The organism is Kitasatospora sp. NPDC048715, assembly GCF_043198905.1.
GTDB classification, from domain to species: Bacteria; Actinomycetota; Actinomycetes; order Streptomycetales; family Streptomycetaceae; genus Kitasatospora; species Kitasatospora lactacystinica.
Genome location: NZ_JBICVH010000001.1, coordinates 499,221 through 515,166, shown reverse-complemented (window position 1 = coordinate 515,166; position 15,946 = coordinate 499,221). Strand labels below are relative to the sequence as shown.

11 protein-coding genes are annotated in these 15,946 nt (G+C 75.2%); 4 read left to right on the top strand and 7 right to left on the bottom strand.

All coding sequences use genetic code 11. The features are described 5' to 3' along the window. Window positions 1-128: 128 nt before the first annotated feature. The gene (gene radA / locus ACGFSC_RS02360; protein WP_359914589.1) at window positions 129-1,652 is read right to left on the bottom strand and encodes a DNA repair protein RadA; all 1,524 of its coding nucleotides are present in this window, start codon (window positions 1,650-1,652) and stop codon (window positions 129-131) included. 150 nt (window positions 1,653-1,802) lie between these two features. On the opposite strand from radA, the gene ACGFSC_RS02355 reads away from it, so the two are divergent. Further along, complete coding sequence (locus tag ACGFSC_RS02355; protein ID WP_359914586.1) at window positions 1,803-3,869, top strand: sigma-70 family RNA polymerase sigma factor; 2,067 nt, start codon at window positions 1,803-1,805, stop codon at window positions 3,867-3,869. A gap of 1,262 nt (window positions 3,870-5,131) precedes the next feature. Here the strand turns inward: ACGFSC_RS02355 and ACGFSC_RS02350 are convergent. Beyond that, entirely contained in the window at window positions 5,132-6,466 is a 1,335-nt protein-coding gene (locus ACGFSC_RS02350) for a DUF1254 domain-containing protein (RefSeq protein ID WP_359914583.1), read from the bottom strand. Window positions 6,467-6,874: 408 nt separating this feature from the next. Here ACGFSC_RS02350 and ACGFSC_RS02345 point away from each other — a divergent pair, with 408 nt between their 5' ends. After that, complete coding sequence (locus ACGFSC_RS02345) at window positions 6,875-7,915, top strand: NAD-dependent epimerase/dehydratase family protein (RefSeq protein ID WP_359914580.1); 1,041 nt, start codon at window positions 6,875-6,877, stop codon at window positions 7,913-7,915. A gap of 198 nt (window positions 7,916-8,113) precedes the next feature. Here ACGFSC_RS02345 and ACGFSC_RS02340 read toward each other — a convergent pair whose 3' ends face one another. Both ACGFSC_RS02340 and ACGFSC_RS02335 read right to left on the bottom strand, forming a co-directional pair. Next, window positions 8,114-9,163, bottom strand: coding sequence for a family 2 encapsulin nanocompartment cargo protein polyprenyl transferase (locus tag ACGFSC_RS02340; protein WP_359914577.1), 1,050 nt, complete (start codon window positions 9,161-9,163; stop codon window positions 8,114-8,116). A 258-nt stretch (window positions 9,164-9,421) separates the two neighbouring features. Continuing rightward, a complete protein-coding gene (locus tag ACGFSC_RS02335) occupies window positions 9,422-10,840 on the bottom strand; it encodes a family 2B encapsulin nanocompartment shell protein (protein WP_359914574.1) in 1,419 nt (472 codons plus the stop codon). A 330-nt stretch (window positions 10,841-11,170) separates the two neighbouring features. Between ACGFSC_RS02335 and ACGFSC_RS02330 the strand changes: the two genes are divergently transcribed. Further along, window positions 11,171-12,253, top strand: coding sequence for an ATP-grasp domain-containing protein (locus tag ACGFSC_RS02330; RefSeq protein ID WP_359914572.1), 1,083 nt, complete (start codon window positions 11,171-11,173; stop codon window positions 12,251-12,253). A 108-nt stretch (window positions 12,254-12,361) separates the two neighbouring features. On the opposite strand, the gene ACGFSC_RS02325 is transcribed toward ACGFSC_RS02330, so the two are convergent. From ACGFSC_RS02325 to ACGFSC_RS02315, 3 genes are all read right to left on the bottom strand, one after another. After that, window positions 12,362-12,910 carry a methylated-DNA--[protein]-cysteine S-methyltransferase gene (locus ACGFSC_RS02325; RefSeq protein ID WP_380353551.1) on the bottom strand — a complete coding sequence of 183 codons (549 nt, stop codon included), beginning with the start codon at window positions 12,908-12,910 and terminating at the stop codon, window positions 12,362-12,364. A 203-nt stretch (window positions 12,911-13,113) separates the two neighbouring features. After that, window positions 13,114-13,347, bottom strand: a complete 234-nt coding sequence (locus ACGFSC_RS02320) for a hypothetical protein (protein ID WP_359914569.1) — start codon at window positions 13,345-13,347, stop codon at window positions 13,114-13,116. Between the two features lie 168 nt (window positions 13,348-13,515). Further along, on the bottom strand, window positions 13,516-14,805 hold the full coding sequence (locus tag ACGFSC_RS02315; RefSeq protein WP_359914566.1) for an MFS transporter: 1,290 nt from the start codon (window positions 14,803-14,805) through the stop codon (window positions 13,516-13,518). A 202-nt stretch (window positions 14,806-15,007) separates the two neighbouring features. Between ACGFSC_RS02315 and ACGFSC_RS02310 the strand changes: the two genes are divergently transcribed. Next, window positions 15,008-15,817, top strand: coding sequence for a hypothetical protein (locus ACGFSC_RS02310; RefSeq protein WP_359915297.1), 810 nt, complete (start codon window positions 15,008-15,010; stop codon window positions 15,815-15,817). Window positions 15,818-15,946: the final 129 nt, after the last annotated feature.

Here is a 15,946-nt window from a genome sequence, read left to right as displayed (position 1 = left end):
TGCCGCGCGCCTCACGCCGTGCGCCGGTCCGCGGTCTGTTGCTCTGTCGCTCAGTACCGCTCGGTACTGCCTTTTGGCCAATGAGACTGGGGAAAGTCTAACTGTGTGTGGCTTCGGCAGGGCTTGGGTCAGCGCAGTTCGTCGGAGTCCAGCGGCTCCCAGCCCTCCATCAGCTCCTCGGGGTACGCCGCGGGGCGGTCCGCGGCCCGGGCGGAACGCGGGGCCGGCGGCGCCGACGGTGCCTCACCGCGCGGCTCGGTGCGCGGCTTGGCGGCCGATCGGCGGCGGCCCGGGATGGCCCGCAGCGCCTCGCCGATGTCGGCCACCTCGACCACCTTCATGCCCGGCGGGACCTTGCCCGGGTCCGGCGGGACGAGGGCGTGGGTGAAGCCCAGCCGGTGCGCCTCGGCGAGCCTCCGCTGCACACCCGTCACCCGCCGCACCTCGCCCGCCAGGCCGACCTCGCCGATCGCCACCAGGTTGCTGGGCAGCGGGGTGTCGGTGGACGAGCTGGCCACCGCGAGCGCCACCGCGAGGTCCGCGGAGGGCTCGGTCAGCTTCACCCCGCCGACCGTCGCGGTGTAGATGTCCTGCTTGCCGAGCTTCACCCCGCCGTGCCGCTCGACCACGGCCAGGATCATCGCGATCCGGGGGGACTCCAGGCCCGAGGTGGTGCGCCGCGGCGAGGGGATCTGCGAATCCACCATCAGCGCCTGCACCTCGGCCACCAGCGGGCGCTTGCCCTCCAGGGTGACGGTGAGGCAGGTCCCGGGAACGGGCTTGTCACGCCTGGTCAGGAAGAGGCCGGACGGGTCGGCCAGGCCGACGATGCCCTCGTCGTGCAGCTCGAAGCAGCCCACCTCGTCGGTTGCGCCGTAGCGGTTCTTGACCCCGCGGATGAGCCGCAGCCGGGCGTGCCGGTCACCCTCGAAGCTCAGCACCACGTCCACCAGGTGCTCCAGCAGGCGCGGGCCGGCGATCTGGCCGTCCTTGGTGACGTGGCCGACCAGCAGGGTGGCCATGCCGCGCTCCTTGGACGCCCGGATCAGCGCGCCCGCCACCTCGCGGACCTGGGCCGGGCCGCCGGGGGCGCCGTCCAGCTCCGCGGAGGCGATGGTCTGCACCGAGTCCAGGATCAGCAGGCCGGGGTTGACCGCCTCGATGTGCCCGAGCACCGCACCGAGATCCTGCTCGGCGGCGAGGTAGAGGTGCTCGGAGAGGGCGTTGATCCGGTCCGCGCGCAGCCGGACCTGGCCGGCCGACTCCTCGCCGGTGACGTAGAGCGTGCGGTGCTGCGCGGTGGCCGCCTTGGCGGCGACGTCCAGCAGCAGGGTGGACTTGCCGACGCCGGGCTCGCCCGCCAGCAGCACCACCGCGCCGGGCACCAGGCCGCCGCCGAGCACCCGGTCCAGCTCCGGCACGCCCGTCGAACGGGCCGTAGCGACCTGGCCGTCCACCTGGGCGATCGGGCGGGCGGGCGCGCTGACCGGACCGGCTGCCGTCGTGCGGATCGGCACCGCGCCGTACTCCTCGACCGTGCCCCAGGCGTTGCACTCCGGGCAGCGGCCGACCCACTTGGGCAGCTGGTTGCCGCACTCGGTGCATCGGTACGCCGGGCGGGGCTTGGCGGTGGTCTTGGAACGCGGAGGCATGCGGCCCACCGTAGCGCCTGGGTGTGACAACGGCGGGCCGCCGGCGGGCCCGCCGCGCATCCAGACAGATGGACGATGTTGTTACCCGAAAGAAGTACATACGCGGCGAATGGTCGGAGTCAGCCGTCCGCGTTCTCTACCGTCGGACGGGTGACGACGAGAACTGTTGGGCCGACCGGGGCGGTCGGGCCGGGGTGGTCCGGCCGGCCGGGGAGGCCTCGGTGGCTGACCGGACCGGTCGGGCCCGCCGAGTCGGCCGGGGCCGCGCGATCGGCCGGGGCCGCAGGCTCGGCCGATCCCGTCGAGCAGCGGACCGGCGCCGCGCTCGCGGCGTACGACCGGCAGGTGGACGGCCTGTTCACCTACTGCCTCTCGGTGCTCTGCGAGCACGACGCGGCCGCCGACGCCCTGCGCGAGGTCCGCGAACTCGCCCGGCGGCACGGCACCCGGCTCACCGAGCCCGGGCTGCTGCGCGCCTGGCTGTTCTCGCTCGCCCGGTACTGCTGCCTGCGCCGGCTCGCGGACGGTGGCCCGGCCGTGGCGGGTGCCGGAACCGGGACCGGGACGGGGACGGGGACGGGGCGGGCGGCGGCGATCGGCGCCGCACCGGACGAGGCCGAGACGGACGAGACCGAGGCCGAGGCGGCCCGGCGGCGGCGCGAGCTGTCCTCACTCGCCTGGCCCGAGGCGGCCGGCACCGACCCGGAACAGCGCGAGGCACTGGAGCTGTCCGTCCGGCACCGGCTGACCCCGCTGGAGGTGGCGGCGGTACTGGGCCTGCCGTTCGAGCGGACCCGCGCGCTGCTGGCCGGAGCCGAGGCCGAGGTCGCCCGGACCAGGGCGGCGCTGCTGGTGCTCGGCGTGGGCAGCTGCCCGGAGCTGGACCGGCTCGGCGGCGCCGGGGCGGAGTCCTGGCGGGACTGGGTGCTCGGCCCGGCCCTGCGACGGGAACTGGTGCAGCACGTGCTGGACTGCCCGACCTGCCGGGGTACGGCGGAGCGGGTGGCCGCGCACGAGGCCGCCGAGGGTGCGGCCGGGCTGTCGGGGCTGGCGCTGCTGCGCGCTCCGGTGGACACCTCCGGGGCCGCCGCGGTCACCGGCCCGCTCACCGCTGCGGTCACCGGCGCGGCGACCGCCCGGGCGGCTGCCGTTCGGGCGGCGGATGCTCCGGCGACGGCGGCTCGGGTGGCGGCGGCTCGGGTGGCGTCGCCGGGGCTGCGGTTCGACCAGAGCGGCTTCCCCCGGCACCGGGCGCCGGACGCGGGGCGCGGGCTGGCGGTGCGCCGGCGGGTGGTGACCACCGGGGTGCTCGCGGCCGTCCTGGCGGCGCCGGTGATCGCGCTCTGGGCCGGGCACCGGGGCGGTGGCGGCTCGGGTTCCGCGGCCTCGGTGTCGGCCGTACGGGTGGACGGGGCCGGGCGGCCCGCCGGGCAGGAACCACGGCCCGCGGTGGACGGCCCGACGGGGTCGGGTGCGCCCGGCATGCCCGGGCTGGAGCTGGCGGGGGCTGGGGCTGGGGCTGGGGCTGGGGCCGGAATGGTCGCGGATGGTGCCGGTGCGGACGGTGCAGAAACGTTGCTTCCCGGGTTTCCGCGGCTCACCTTCCAGGGCTCGGTGATCCCGGTCCCGGCCCACGGCGCGACCCCGCTCGACAGCCCGGCCCTGGTCGCCGCACCGGCCCCATCCGTCGACCGGGCCTCCGCGACGGGCACCGGAGAACCCGCCCCGGCCGGGCTGCTCACCGTCGAGGCCGGCGAGTACGGCAGCCGGACCATCCTCACCCTCACCAACTCCGGTACCACCGAGATCCGTTGGCACGCGGTGACGGAGGCCGGCTGGCTCCGGCTCAGCCGCGACTCCGGCACCCTGGCGCCCGGCCAACGGATCACCGTGATCGTCACCGTGGACGAGGACCAGGCGCCGACCGCGCACTGGACCGCCCGGATCGCGCTGCCGCCCTCGCAGGCGGTGGTCACCCTGGAGGGCGGGCCGCACAACCGCGGCGGCTCCGCCTCCTCCCCGGCCGATCCGTCGCCGTCCTCGACACCGGCGCCGACGCCGACCGGTTCCGCCGACACCTCGCCCACGGCGGCCCCCACCACGTCGAGCCCGCCCACGTCGTCCCCCTCGCCGTCCGGCCCGCCGACCGGCTCCCCGTCCCCCTCGGGCACGGCCACCACCGCCCCCGGCCCGGACACCCCACCGCCACCTCGCTGACACCACAGCCCGCCGGGGCACCCGGGCGCCGTGAGAAGTCGGCCCGGTCGACTTCTCACGCACAGCAGCGGCGGGCACCAGCCGAGTACGGCGCCCCGGCCCTCCCACCCCTCGCGGAATCCGGCGAAGGGGCGCCGTGAGAAGTCGGCCCGGTCGACTTCTCACGCACAGCAGCGGCGGGCACCAGCCGAGTACGGCGCCCCGGCCCTCCCACCCCTCGCGGAATCCGGCGAAGGGGCGCCGTGAGAAGTCGGCCCAGTCGACTTCTCACGCGCGGCGAGTCAGGCATCGGCGGGCATGAAGGCCGGCCTGCCACTGCCACCCCCTGAAGCCGGGCCAAGGGCGCACGAAAAGTCGAGCGGGCCGACTTCCTGCGCGCAACAGGGTCAGCCCAGCAGCGCGTAGGCCGGCCTGCCCGTCCCGGCCGCGAGCCCGGGCAGGAAGGGACCCGTGAGAAGTCGAGCGGGCCGACTTCCCACGCCCAACGCGTCGGGCATCGGCGGCCAATGCAGACCGACCTACCACTGCCGCTCCCAGAAGCCGGACCGAGGATGCACAAGAAGTCGACCAGGCCGACTTCCCGCGCGAGGCGCTTAGCCAGCGCGCCAGCGGGAGAGACCGAGGGCGTGGTCGGCGTGCCGCGGGGCGCCAGGGCGCCGGCGATTGCCGGCCAGGACCGCGGGCACGGGACGGCAGCTGCCCGCCCCCGGGCAGGAAGGGACCCGTGAGAAGTCGAGCGGGCCGACTTCCCACGCCCAACGCGTCGGACGTCAGCGGCCTTGCAGACCGACCTGCCACTGCCGCCCCCAGAAGCCGGACCGAGGATGCACAAGAAGTCGACCAGGCCGACTTCCCGCGCGAGGCGCTGAGCCAGCGCGCCAGCGGGAGAGGCCGAGGGGTAGTGGGCGTGCCGCGGGGCGCCAGGGGGCCTGCGGTCGCCGGCCAGGACCGCGGGCACGGGACGGCAGCTGCCCGCCCCCGGGGAGGGAGGGATGCGTGAGAAGTCGACCGGGCCGACTTCTCGTGCGCAACAGGGTCAGGGCAGCAGCGCCGTGGACCGACCTGCCACTGCCGCCCCCAGAAGCCGGACCGAGGATGCACAAGAAGTCGACCAGGCCGACTTCCCAAGCGAGGCGCGGAGCCAGCGCGCCAGCGGGACAGGCCGAGGGCGTGGTCGGCGTGCCGCGGGGCGCCAGGGGGCCTGCGGTCGCCGGCCGGGACGGCGGGCACGAGCTCTCCGGGCGGGGGCGGGTTGCGGGGCGTCAGGCCCGGTGGATCGGCGGGGGCTGGTAGCTGCCGTCCAGGACGGCGGGCTCGGGCTGGTAGATGCGGAGGATGGGGCGGAACTCGCCGGGCGGGGTGGGGAGCCAGTTGGCGGCGGCGGCCGGGTCCTCGGGCTGGTCGTGCTGGAGGGCCAGGGTGAGGGAGCCGTCCTCGGCGTGCGCGAGGCCGGGGGTGCGGTCGCCGATCGAGTAGCGGTCGATCGGGTTCTCCACCAGGTAGTAGTCCGGGACGGAGTACATCGTGACGGACCAGAAGGCCCCGGCCGGGGGCGGCTGGTCGAAGCGCAGGGTGTAGTCGTGGGCCCCGGTGAGGGGTCGGCCGTCGGAGTCGTCGTAGGTCATCGCGTACGAGGCCTCGTAGGCGTGGTTGCCCCAGAGGCCGGCCCGGGCGGCGGCGGCCCGGCTGAGGTAGGCGGCGCGGCGGTCGGGGATGCGCCACTCGGGGTCGTCCAGGGTGCCGGGGCCCAGGTGGTCGGTGTTGTAGTCGAACAGGTGGAGCGTGCTGCGCCACTCGCCGGGCGGGTGGTCCTCGGGCGGGCGGGTGGCGTCCTCGACCCGTTCGCGGCCGGCGGCCAGGCCCTTGGCCAGCGTCAGCGTCCATTCGGGGGCGGCCGAGCGGTACGGCGAGGCGCCGTCGTCCAGCAGGCCGAGCGGGGCGAAGCGGCGCTGGTACTCGATGTCCGCGGTGGCGGGCGGGAAGGCCTGCATCCAGACCCGCAGCCGTTCGAAGAAGGCCAGCCGCTCGGGGACGTCCCCGTCCGGCTCGGGCAGTCCGGCGACCAGGCCGCCGGGTTCCAGCGGCTCCAGTTCCAGGGCGGACTGGAGGGCCCGGACCCGGGGCAGGTCCTCCGGCCCGGTGCAGGCGAAGCGGCCGACGAGGGTGCCGACGGTGGTCGGCAGCTCGATCACCCGGTTCGGGTCCGGCGGGGTGCCGTGCCAGCCTGGTGGGACGATCAGCCAGGTCTGCGCGCCGGTGCCGGTGGCCCGGCGGCCGAGGTAGGCGACGTTGTCCGTCCAGGCGTCGATGATCTGCAGCACGTAGTAGGCGCCCGCGGTGTCCGGGACGCGCAGCACCTGGGGGCCTTCGGAGAGGTCGAGCTGGGCGATCGAGTAGATCGTGTCGTTGTTGACCGAGACGAAGCGGTCGGCCGGACCGGCCAGCCGGGTGGCGTGGCTGATGTGGTTGAACGGCGCCGCCGGCAGGGTGCCCAGGCCGCCGCGGGCGAAGCGCTCGACCATGGTGAGGCCGGCAACCAGCGGATAGCCGTAGACGTACGCGTCGGCGGCCAGGGCCTCCAGCTCGGGCTGGTTCATCGCGGGTCCTTCGTCCGGGGCGGGCAGCCGGTCGGCGGAGTGCTCGGCGTCGGCGGGCCGTTCGTCACCGGCGGGGGCCGGCGGGTCCGCCGTCCGGGCCGTGCTCCGGGCCGTGCTCCGGGCCGTGCTCCGGGCCGTGCTCCGGGCCGTGCTCCGGGCCGTGCTCCGGGCGGGCGCCGGACCGGGGTTCGGTCGCCGACCGCGGTACACCTCGGATGCTAAGCGGGGCCGGGTGGGGCGGCATGTCGGACCGGACGCCCCGCGGCATCCGGCGACCCGACGCCCGTGACCGGACGCCCGTGACCCGACACCCGTGACCCGACCTCTGCGGCCCGACTTCTCCGGCCCGGCATCTGCTGACCGCGAATCCGGGCGTACGGGCGGTGCGGCCCGGAGAGGGTCCTCGGTATGAAGATCCTCTTGCTTGGGGGCTCGTCCTTCCTGGGACGGGCCTACGCTGCCGAGGCCCTCGCCCGGGGCCACCGGGTGACCACCTTCAACCGCGGTCGCAGCGCCGCCGACCTGCCCGGCGTCGAGGCGGTCCGGGGCGACCGCGACAGTGCCGGGGACCTCGCCCGGCTGGTGGACGGCCGCAGCTGGGACGCCGTCGTCGACACCTCCGCCCAACAGCCCGCCCAGGCCGCGCTCAGCGCCCGGCTGCTGCGCGAGCGGGCCGGCCACTACACCTTCGTCTCCTCCGTGCACGCCTTCGCCGACTGGCCCGCCCGGGCGGTCGACGAGGACTCCGCACTGCACCCCTGCCCCGCCGACACCCCGCCCGGCCAGCCGCCCGCCACCGCCCTGAAGGCCGGCTGCGAGCGCGCCGTGCTGGCGGGGTTCGGCGCCGGGCGCACGCTGGTGCTGAACAGCGGACTGCTCGTCGGACCGTACGAGTTCGGCGGCCGACTGCCCTGGTGGCTGGAGCGGATGGCACGCGGTGGTCGGGTGCTGGCCCCGGGGGATCCTCGGCGGACCATGCAGGTGATCGACGTCCGGGACTTCGCCGGCTTCGGGCTGGACCTGCTGACGGCCGGGACGACGGGGCGCTGCATCACCACGGCGCCGCCCGGGCGGCTGAGCTTCGGCGAGTGGCTGGCGACCTGCCGGGAGGTCGCGGGGGCCGCGGACACCGAGCTGGTCTGGGTGCCGGACGAGCCGCTGCTCGCCGAGGGGCCGGACCAGGTGGGCGCGTGGACCGAACTCCCCCTCTGGGCACCGGACCTGCCCGAGATGGCGGGCGCCTGGCTGGCCGACACCGGCCGGGCGGAGGCGGCCGGGCTGCGCTGCCGCCCGTTCGCCGAGACGGCGCGGGACACCTGGGAGTGGCTGCGGCGGCGCGGGCCGGTCGAGGACACCGACGCCGAGGGGCGCAAGGGGCGGCCGGGGGCGGCGGTGCGGCAGGGCCTCGAACCCGCCAAGGAACGGCGGCTGTTGGCCGCCCTCGGCTGACGGCGGCGCCGGTCGGCAGCGGTGCCCGGGCACCGGGAGTGGGAAGTCGGCCGGACCGACTTCCCACTCCCGGCACCACTCCCGGCACCACTCCCGGCACCACTCCCGGCGACACGCCCGGCAAGACCCCTTGGGACGCTCCTCAGGGCGCTCCGGGGACGCGTTCGACGCGCGCCGCCTCCGGCGCGGGTGCCCCGTTCAGTGCTTGCGGCGGGTGACCAGTTCGGCGAGCGCCAGCAGTTCGTCCGCCGCGGCCGGCTCCGGGACGGCGGCGGCCAGCTGCGCCATCGCCGCGGCCATCCGCTCGCAGGACTCGCCCTGCGCCCAGCCGCGCCCGCCGGCCGCCTCGACGGCCGCCGCGCACTGCGCCAACTCATCGGCGTCCAGCGGGCGTTCGATCGCGTACAGCTCGGCCAGCAGCTTGCCCTCGACGGTGCCGGATCCCAGCGCCGCGACCACCGGCAGCGACTTCTTCCGGGCGACCAGGTCCGCGCCGACCGGCTTGCCGGTGACCGCCGGATCCCCCCAGATGCCGATCAGGTCGTCGATCAGCTGGAAGGCCAGGCCGATCTCCCGTCCGAAGCAGTCCAGCGCCTGCGCCGCGTCCTCGGAGGCGCCCGCGTACAGGGCGCCCATCGCGCAGGCCGCGCCCAGCAGCGCGCCGGTCTTGGCCTCCGCCATCGCCAGGCACTCGGGCAGCGAGACGTCGTTGCGCCGCTCGAAGGCGCAGTCGATCTGCTGGCCCTCGCAGAGCTCCACCACGCAGTCGGCGAGCCGGCGGATCGAGCCGTGGGCGGCCGGGTGGGTGTCCTCGGCGAGCAGCCGCAGCGCGAGGGAGTGCATGGCGTCCCCGGCCAGGATGGCCTCGGTGGTGCCGAACACCCGCCAGGCGGTGGGCCGGTGGCGCCGGGTGTCGTCCCGGTCGATGACGTCGTCGTGGAGCAGGGTGAAGTTGTGCACCAGCTCCACCGCGGCGGCCGCGGCGACGGCCTCGTTGGGTTTGCCGCCCAGGGCCTGGGTGGCGGCGAGGACCATGGCCGGTCGGATCGCCTTGCCTGCGGAGGCCTGGGCGGGAGTGCCGTCCGCCTCCCACCAGCCGAAGTGGTAGCCGGCCACCTTGCGCATGGTGCCGGGCAGCGAGTCGACGGCGGCCCGCAGGACCGGGTCGACCAGGGCGCGGGTCCGGGCGAGGATGTCGGCCGCCTCGTGGCCCTCTTTGTGGTCCCGCTCCAGCGTGGGACTGGTCATGGGTGTTTCCCCCTGTCGGGCGCCTGTCGTGGGACGGCCCGCCGACGGCGGGCCGGGGTTGCGCTGTGCCGGTGCGCGCCGGGCCGGTGCACAGCAGGTACGCACTGCGCCGGTACCCAGCAGGTATGCACCGGGCTGGTGCGCAGCACGTACGCGTCGGGCCGGTTACGCATCCGCCCGGCCGGGGCCGGTGGACGGCCCCGGCGGACGGCGCGGCTCTGCGAGCGGCCCCGCGAACCTTCGGTACTGCGCGATCCGTCAGTACTGCGCGATGTCCACGTTCTCCAGGACACCGACCGCGTCCGGCACCAGGATCGCGGCGGAGTAGTAGGCGCTCACCAGGTAGGAAATGATGGCCTTGTCGTCGATTCCCATGAACCGCACCGAGAGGCTGGGCTGGTATTCATCCGGAATTCCGGTCTGGTGCAGGCCGATGACGCCCTGGTTGTCCTCCCCGATTCGCATCGCGATGATCGAGCTGGTGCTCCCGACGATCGGGATCTTGTTGCACGGGAAGACCGGGACGCCGCGCCAGGACAGGATCTGCTTGCCCTCGACCTCGACCGTCCCCGGGTAGAGGCCGCGCTTGTTGAGCTCCCGGCCGAAGGCGGCGATGGCCCTGGGGTGGGCCAGGAACATCCTGGTGCCGCGGCGGCGGCTGAGCAGCTCGTCCATGTCGTCCGGGGTGGGCGGGCCGGAGTGGGTCTGGAACCGCTGCTCGTACGCGGCGTTGCCGAGCAGGCCGAACTCGGGGTTGTTGACGAGCTCGTGCTCCTGGCGCTCGCGCAGGGCCTCGATGGTCAGCCGCAGCTGGTGCTCGGTCTGGTTCATCGGCTGGTTGTAGAGGTCGGCGACCCGGGTGTGCACCTTGAGGATCGTCTGCGCGACGCTCAGCTCGTACTCGCGCGGCTTGAGCTCGTAGTCGACGAAGGCGCCGGGCAGCTCGTACTCGCCCTGGTGGCCGGCGGCGAGGTCGATCGCGGCCTCGCCGTGCTTGTTCTGCGCCTGCTGGAAGCCGTTCAGGTACTCGATGACCTGGAGCTGCAGCGCCTCGGAGCGGTCGTGCAGCTCCTGGAAGGAGGGCCAGGACAGCGTCAGTACGGTGCCGGAGGTCGCGGCGCGGACGGTGTACGGCCAGGCGCCGCCGTCCTGCCGGATCGCCTCGTCGCCGAGGTGGTCGCCGTCGGCGAGGGTGCCGATCACCGTCTCCTCGCCGTACTTGCCGGTGCCCAGCCGGTCGAGCTTGCCGTGGGCGATCAGGAACACCTCGGTGATCGGCGCCCCGGCCTGGACCAGGACGTCGCCCGCGCCGAAGTCCCGCTGCACGAAGCGCGAGGCCAGTTCCTCCAGCACGGCCTCGTCCTGGAAGCCGCGCAGCACCGGCACCTCGGCCAGCGTGGGCGGGACGATCCGCACCTCGGCGCCGGTCTTGACGAAACCCACCCGGCCGCGGCCGACCGAGTGGCGCAGGCGGCGGTTCACCCGGTAGGTGCCGCCGGACACCTGCACCCAGGGCAGCCTCCTGAGCAGCCAGCGCGGGCTGATGCCCTGCATCTGCGGCGCCGACTTGGTGGTCGTCGCGAGGTTCCGCGCGCCCGCCGTGCTCAGACTCTGCTGCTGCCGGATCTCCGGTTGCGCACCGGGCGCGGGAATACCGGCATTCGTTTCGGTCGACATGAGGGGAGCCCTTCGCATATCCCAATGAAGCGTCGCCTTGCACATGCGTGTTGCAGCTTCATGGTGGGCCCATTCAGGGGCGCCCCGCAATCACTCGTTCGAGTGGTTCCGAATGGCCGAACAAATAGTACGAATGGATCACCCGATCGATATTTGTTCGACTATTTATTCGAACATATCGGAGTGCCGCGCCCCATCCTCCCCCATCGAAGCCCCGACCCGCGCCACCCCGCGCCACCATCCGCCCACGGCGCCCCTGCCGTCCGGGGCGTTCGAACAGGCCGCTAGGGTGCCCTGACCCTTCGTCAACTTCCCTCCTGGGAGGGTCACATGAGTGCACCCGTACGTGTCTGGCTGAACCGCACCTACGCCGAGAACGTCTTCTTCATCGAGCAACTGCGCGCCGCCCCGCGCCCCGTCGTGGTCCACGCGACCCACGGCGACCCGGACTCCCCCGTGCTCGCCGCCGCCGACCACGGCACCCCGGAGCCCGCCGGCCTGGCCGCGGACGGCTACGTCGGCTACGCCCTGGACTACTGCGCCCGGCACGCGATCGACGTCTTCGTCCCGCAGCTGCACCAGCTCGCCATCGCCCTCGCCCGGCCGGAGTTCGAGGCGATCGGCACCACGCTGCTCTGCCCGCCGGCCACCGCGATAGCCGCCTTCACCAGCAAGGCGGACGGCTACGCCACGATCGCCGGGGCCGGGCTGCCCACCCCGCCCTGGTGGCGGGTGCGCACCCCCGCCGAGCTGTGGGACGCCGTCGAACGGATCGAGGGCACCGGCCGCACCGCCTGCCTCAAGCCCACCACCGGAGCCGGCGGCGCGGGCTTCCGGGTACTCACCCGGGAGCCCTACAACGCGCGGCGGCTGGCCGGCTGGGACCACCGGGTGCAGGTCGAACAGGTCGCCGCGGCACTGGCCGGGGGCAGCCCGGACGGCGAGCCGGTGGACCTGCTGGTGATGCCCCACCTGGACGGGCCGGAGGTCTCGGTGGACTGCCTCGCCGACCGGGACGGCAGCCCGCTCGCCGCGGTCGGGCGCACCAAGGAGGGCCGCCGCCGGGGCTTCACCACCGAGGATTGCTACCTGGAGCCCGTCCGGCGGCTGGTCCGGGCGACCGGGATGGCGTACCTGTCCAACGTCCAGTTCCGCCGCCTCGACGGCCTGCCGGTGGTCATCGACGTCAACACCCGCCCCGCCGCCGGGCTCCACCAGCTGCGGCTGTGCGGACTCAACCTGCCGTGGGACGCGGTGCGGCTGGCGCTCGGCGAGCGGCCGGAGTGCGCGGGGGCGGAGCCGGACGTGCGCGGCATCGAGTACACCCTGGTACCCGGCATCCGGCCGGTGCACCCGCAGCAGGAGCCCGGGCGGGTGTCTCCGGGGGCGCAGCCGGCGGCGGCCCGGGCGTGACGACCGGCGGGAGCGGCGGGCCGGGCGCGACGACCGGCGGGAGCGGCGGGCCCACTGCCGGCCGCGGGCCGCTCGCCGCCGCCCGCGCCCCCGCCCGCACCCCCGCCGCTACAGCGGGCCGTTCCAGTCGAGGGTCGGCTCCAGCACGCCCTCCAGGGTGAGCAGCCAGCGCTTCACCTCGATGCCGACCCGGCCGCCGCCGAAGCCGCCGATCCCGTCCGCCGCCACCACCCGGTGGCAGGGCACCAGCAGGGGGACGGGGTTCGCGGCCATCATCTGCCCGACCGTGCGGGCGGCCAGGCCGGGCTCCGTGATGTCCTCGAACACCCCGCTGCGGGCGGCCAGTTCGCCGTAGGTGATGGTCCGGCCGTACGGCACCTCGCGCCAGAGCGTCTGCAGCACCGCGCGGTGCGGGCCGGAGCTCAGGCTCCAGTCGACCGGCAGGCCCAACTCGCGGGTGCGGCCCGCCAGGTAGGCACCGATCCGCTCGGTGACGGCGGTGATCTTCGACTCGTCGGTGCACGCCGGCAGCTCGCCCTCGCGCGGCCCGGTGTAACCGGCCGACGCCACGCCGAGCGGGGTCACCGCGATGCGCATCGGCCCGCTGGGCAGCGGCGTGGGCACGGTCAGCCAGGACATCGACCAGGACTGCGACACGCTCGGGCCCCCGCCCTCCGCCGGACCGGCCGCCGGCCACCCCGGCACCCGGGGGGCGTCCCCGCCCCGCGCGCCATCGTACGGCGGGCGGTCGCGCGCCGGGCGGTCGCGCGGCAGGCCGTCGGGCGGCGGGTGCCGGGGCGGCAGGCCGTGGCGCGGCGGTCCGCCGGACGACGGCCCGCCTGCGGCACGGGCGGCTCCGGTCAGAGCTGCGTCTTCAGCCCACGGGCGAGCGAAGCGCACCAGTGCACCAGATCGGCGCGGTCCGGGGACCGTCCCTCGCACAGCACGGCCAGCTGGTCGTCACTGAGCCGGTTCGACCCCGGGATCTCCAGCAGGTACGCCAGGTCCGCCAGTACGGTGGCGAGCCGCTCCGCGTCCGCGTGGTCCAGGGTGACCGCGGTCCCGTGATGGCTGATGGTGAGCGAGCCGGGCATGATCGACCTCCTCCGTCTCCCCCGTCCTCCACCGTACGACCGGGTCGGCCGCCCCGCCCGCCGCGGAGGCCTGCGTGCGCGGGAGGGGCAGCCGGTCGCGCTCCGGGGCCGGCCGGGCGCGGTGCGCGGTGGGCCGGGGGTGCGCCCCGAAGCCGTCCGAGGGGTTGGTCAGCTGTCCGGGCCCTCCTCCCAGCGGCGGTTCCGTACCGCCGGTACGGCCAACACTACGGCCCCGGCCGCCAGTTGCCAGACCGCCCCGACGAGCAGCACGGTGTCCGCGCCGAACCGGCCCGCCAGCGGACCGGCCGCCGCCAGTCCGAGCGGGCCGAGGGCGAAGGCGCCCAGGACGCCGAAGGCCGTCATCCGGCCGAGCAGCTCCACCGGCACCCACTTCTGCAGGGTGGTGTTGTAGAGCGTCCCGCAGACCGCCGAGCCGGCCCCGGCCACCAGCGCGCCGGCGGCCACCCAGGGCAGCCCCGCCCCGGCCGCGAGCGCCCCGGAGGGCAGCGCCCAGGCCAGCGCCGCCGCGGACGCCACCGCGAGCGGACGGGCGGGCGCCCGGCCGAGCATCAGCAGGCCGCTCAGCACCGCCCCGGCGCCGTACACGCCCATCACCAGGCCCCAGGCCCGGGCGCCGCCGAGGCCCCGCTGCGAGAGCAGCGGGCCCAGCACCAGGAAGGGGGCCCAGACCAGCAGGTTGAACAGGCCCATCTGCGCGGTGGTGATCCACAGCCACGGGCGGGAGACGAACTCCGACCAGCCGGCCCGCACGTCCCGGATCATCGACTCCTCGCCGCCCGCCGCCCGTACCGGCAGCCGCAACCTGGCCAGCGCGAAGGCGCCGACGCCGTACGTCACCGCGTCGGCCAGCAGCACCGTCGCCGGCCCCCAGGCGGCGGTGACCAGCCCGGCGGTGGCGGGGCCGACCACGGTGGACACCGAACGGGCCAGCCCCAGCAAGGTGTTGGCGTCCGCCATCAGCTCCTTGCGGCGCACCAGATCGGGCACGATCGCGCCGAAGGCCGGCATGAACAGCCCCTCGCCGACCCCCCAGAGCGCCACCAGCACGACCATCGCCCAGACCGGCGCGTGCCCGGCCGCCAGCAGTCCGGCGAACAGCGCCTGGACCAGGCCGCGCAGCAGGTCCGAGCCCAGCATCACCCGGCGGCTGCCGAGCCGGTCCGCGATCACCCCGCCGGCCAGCAGCACCAGCACCACCGGGAGGATCCGGGCCGCCATCACCCACCCCAGGGCGGTGCCGCCGCCACCGCCGGCTCCCCCGGCGCCGCCCTCGCCGTCGAGCACCGCGAAGGCGACCGCGACCGGCGCCATCGAGGAGCCGATCAGGGAGGTCGTGTATCCGATGAAGAACCACGTGAATTCGCGCTCGCCGAGCACGGCGAGACGGTCTCCCAGTCGCCTTCTGCGGGCCGGGATCCGTTCGGTCTGCATTGCCATGTGCAGCAAGTCTGCGGTCCGAAGGGGAGCGCTTCAAGGGATTCCGGCGAAAAAGTTGAGCCTTTTGGAGTCAATTTTCCGGGCGGAGCGAACTGCCGCAGTAAATTCGTCTTTCAATGGCTCCCGACCTGCCCTTTACTGCGATTCTTGGCTAGGGTTCGAGCGGCTTGGCGGAATTGATTTACTGCGGAAGAAGGCGATCGTGACAGAAACCGCGGCAGGACTCCCACCGGTCGAGTACGCCGTCGCCGTCGAGCGCTACCTGGCCGCCTCCGGGCTCGCCGACGGCTCCCGGCGGATCTACCGGATCGCGCTGGACACCTGGGCCTGGGCGCTCGCCGACCGGCCCTCCCCCACCGGCCCCGAACGGCGGCGGGCCCGGCCGCCCGTCCTGCCGCTCGCACTGCTCGACCACCCGGACGCCGCCGAACGACTGCGCGACGCGGCCGCCCGGCGCGCGGCCGACACCGACCCGCGCACCCTCAACCGGGAACTCTCCACCCTGCGCGCGGCCGTGGCCTGGTGGCGGGCCAGGGGCTGGCTCGACGGCGACCCGACCACCGGCCTGCTCGCCCGCCCGCTGCCCGAACCCGCGGCGGCCGCAGGCCCGTTGACCCCCGAGCAACTGCGCGCCCTGTTCACCCTCCGCGCGCCGCTGCGCGAACAGGCGCTCTGGCACCTGCTGCACGAGTCCGGCGCCGCGATCGAGACGGTCCTCGCCCTGGACACCGACCACCTCGACCCGCCCCGCCGCCGCACCCGCGCCGGGCAGGCCACCGTCCACTGGCAGTCCGGCACCGCCCGGCTGCTCCCCCTCCTGGTGGCCGGCCGCGTCACCGGCCCGCTCTTCCTCACCGACCGCCGCGCCCCCGCCGGCACCCCCGCCCGCGACCGCTGCCCGTACACCGGCCACGCCCGCCTCTCCTACCGCCGGGCCGCCGAGCTCTTCACGGCCCACACCCGGCCGCTCGGCCCGGGCTGGACCCTCCGCCGGCTGCGGGCGGGGCGGTAGCCGCGGGGCGGCGGCGCGCGGCGGGCAACGGGCAACGGGCAACGGGCAACGGGCAACGGGCAACGGGCAACGGGCAACGGGCAACCGCAACGTCGGCAGCGCCGCGCCGTTACGCAGCCGATGAACGGC

What these genes read in the sequence shown, in the direction of transcription:
- ACGFSC_RS02340 (WP_359914577.1), bottom strand. Translation starts at nt 9,163, where the DNA reads ATGACCAGTCCCACGCTGGAGCGGGACCACAAAGAGGGCCACGAGGCG.
- ACGFSC_RS02335 (WP_359914574.1), bottom strand. Translation starts at nt 10,840, where the DNA reads ATGTCGACCGAAACGAATGCCGGTATTCCCGCGCCCGGTGCGCAACCG.
- radA (WP_359914589.1), bottom strand. Translation starts at nt 1,652, where the DNA reads ATGCCTCCGCGTTCCAAGACCACCGCCAAGCCCCGCCCGGCGTACCGA.
- ACGFSC_RS02350 (WP_359914583.1), bottom strand. Translation starts at nt 6,466, where the DNA reads ATGAACCAGCCCGAGCTGGAGGCCCTGGCCGCCGACGCGTACGTCTAC.
- ACGFSC_RS02330 (WP_359914572.1), top strand. Translation starts at nt 11,171, where the DNA reads ATGAGTGCACCCGTACGTGTCTGGCTGAACCGCACCTACGCCGAGAAC.
- ACGFSC_RS02345 (WP_359914580.1), top strand. Translation starts at nt 6,875, where the DNA reads ATGAAGATCCTCTTGCTTGGGGGCTCGTCCTTCCTGGGACGGGCCTAC.
- ACGFSC_RS02320 (WP_359914569.1), bottom strand. Translation starts at nt 13,347, where the DNA reads ATGCCCGGCTCGCTCACCATCAGCCATCACGGGACCGCGGTCACCCTG.
- ACGFSC_RS02315 (WP_359914566.1), bottom strand. Translation starts at nt 14,805, where the DNA reads ATGGCAATGCAGACCGAACGGATCCCGGCCCGCAGAAGGCGACTGGGA.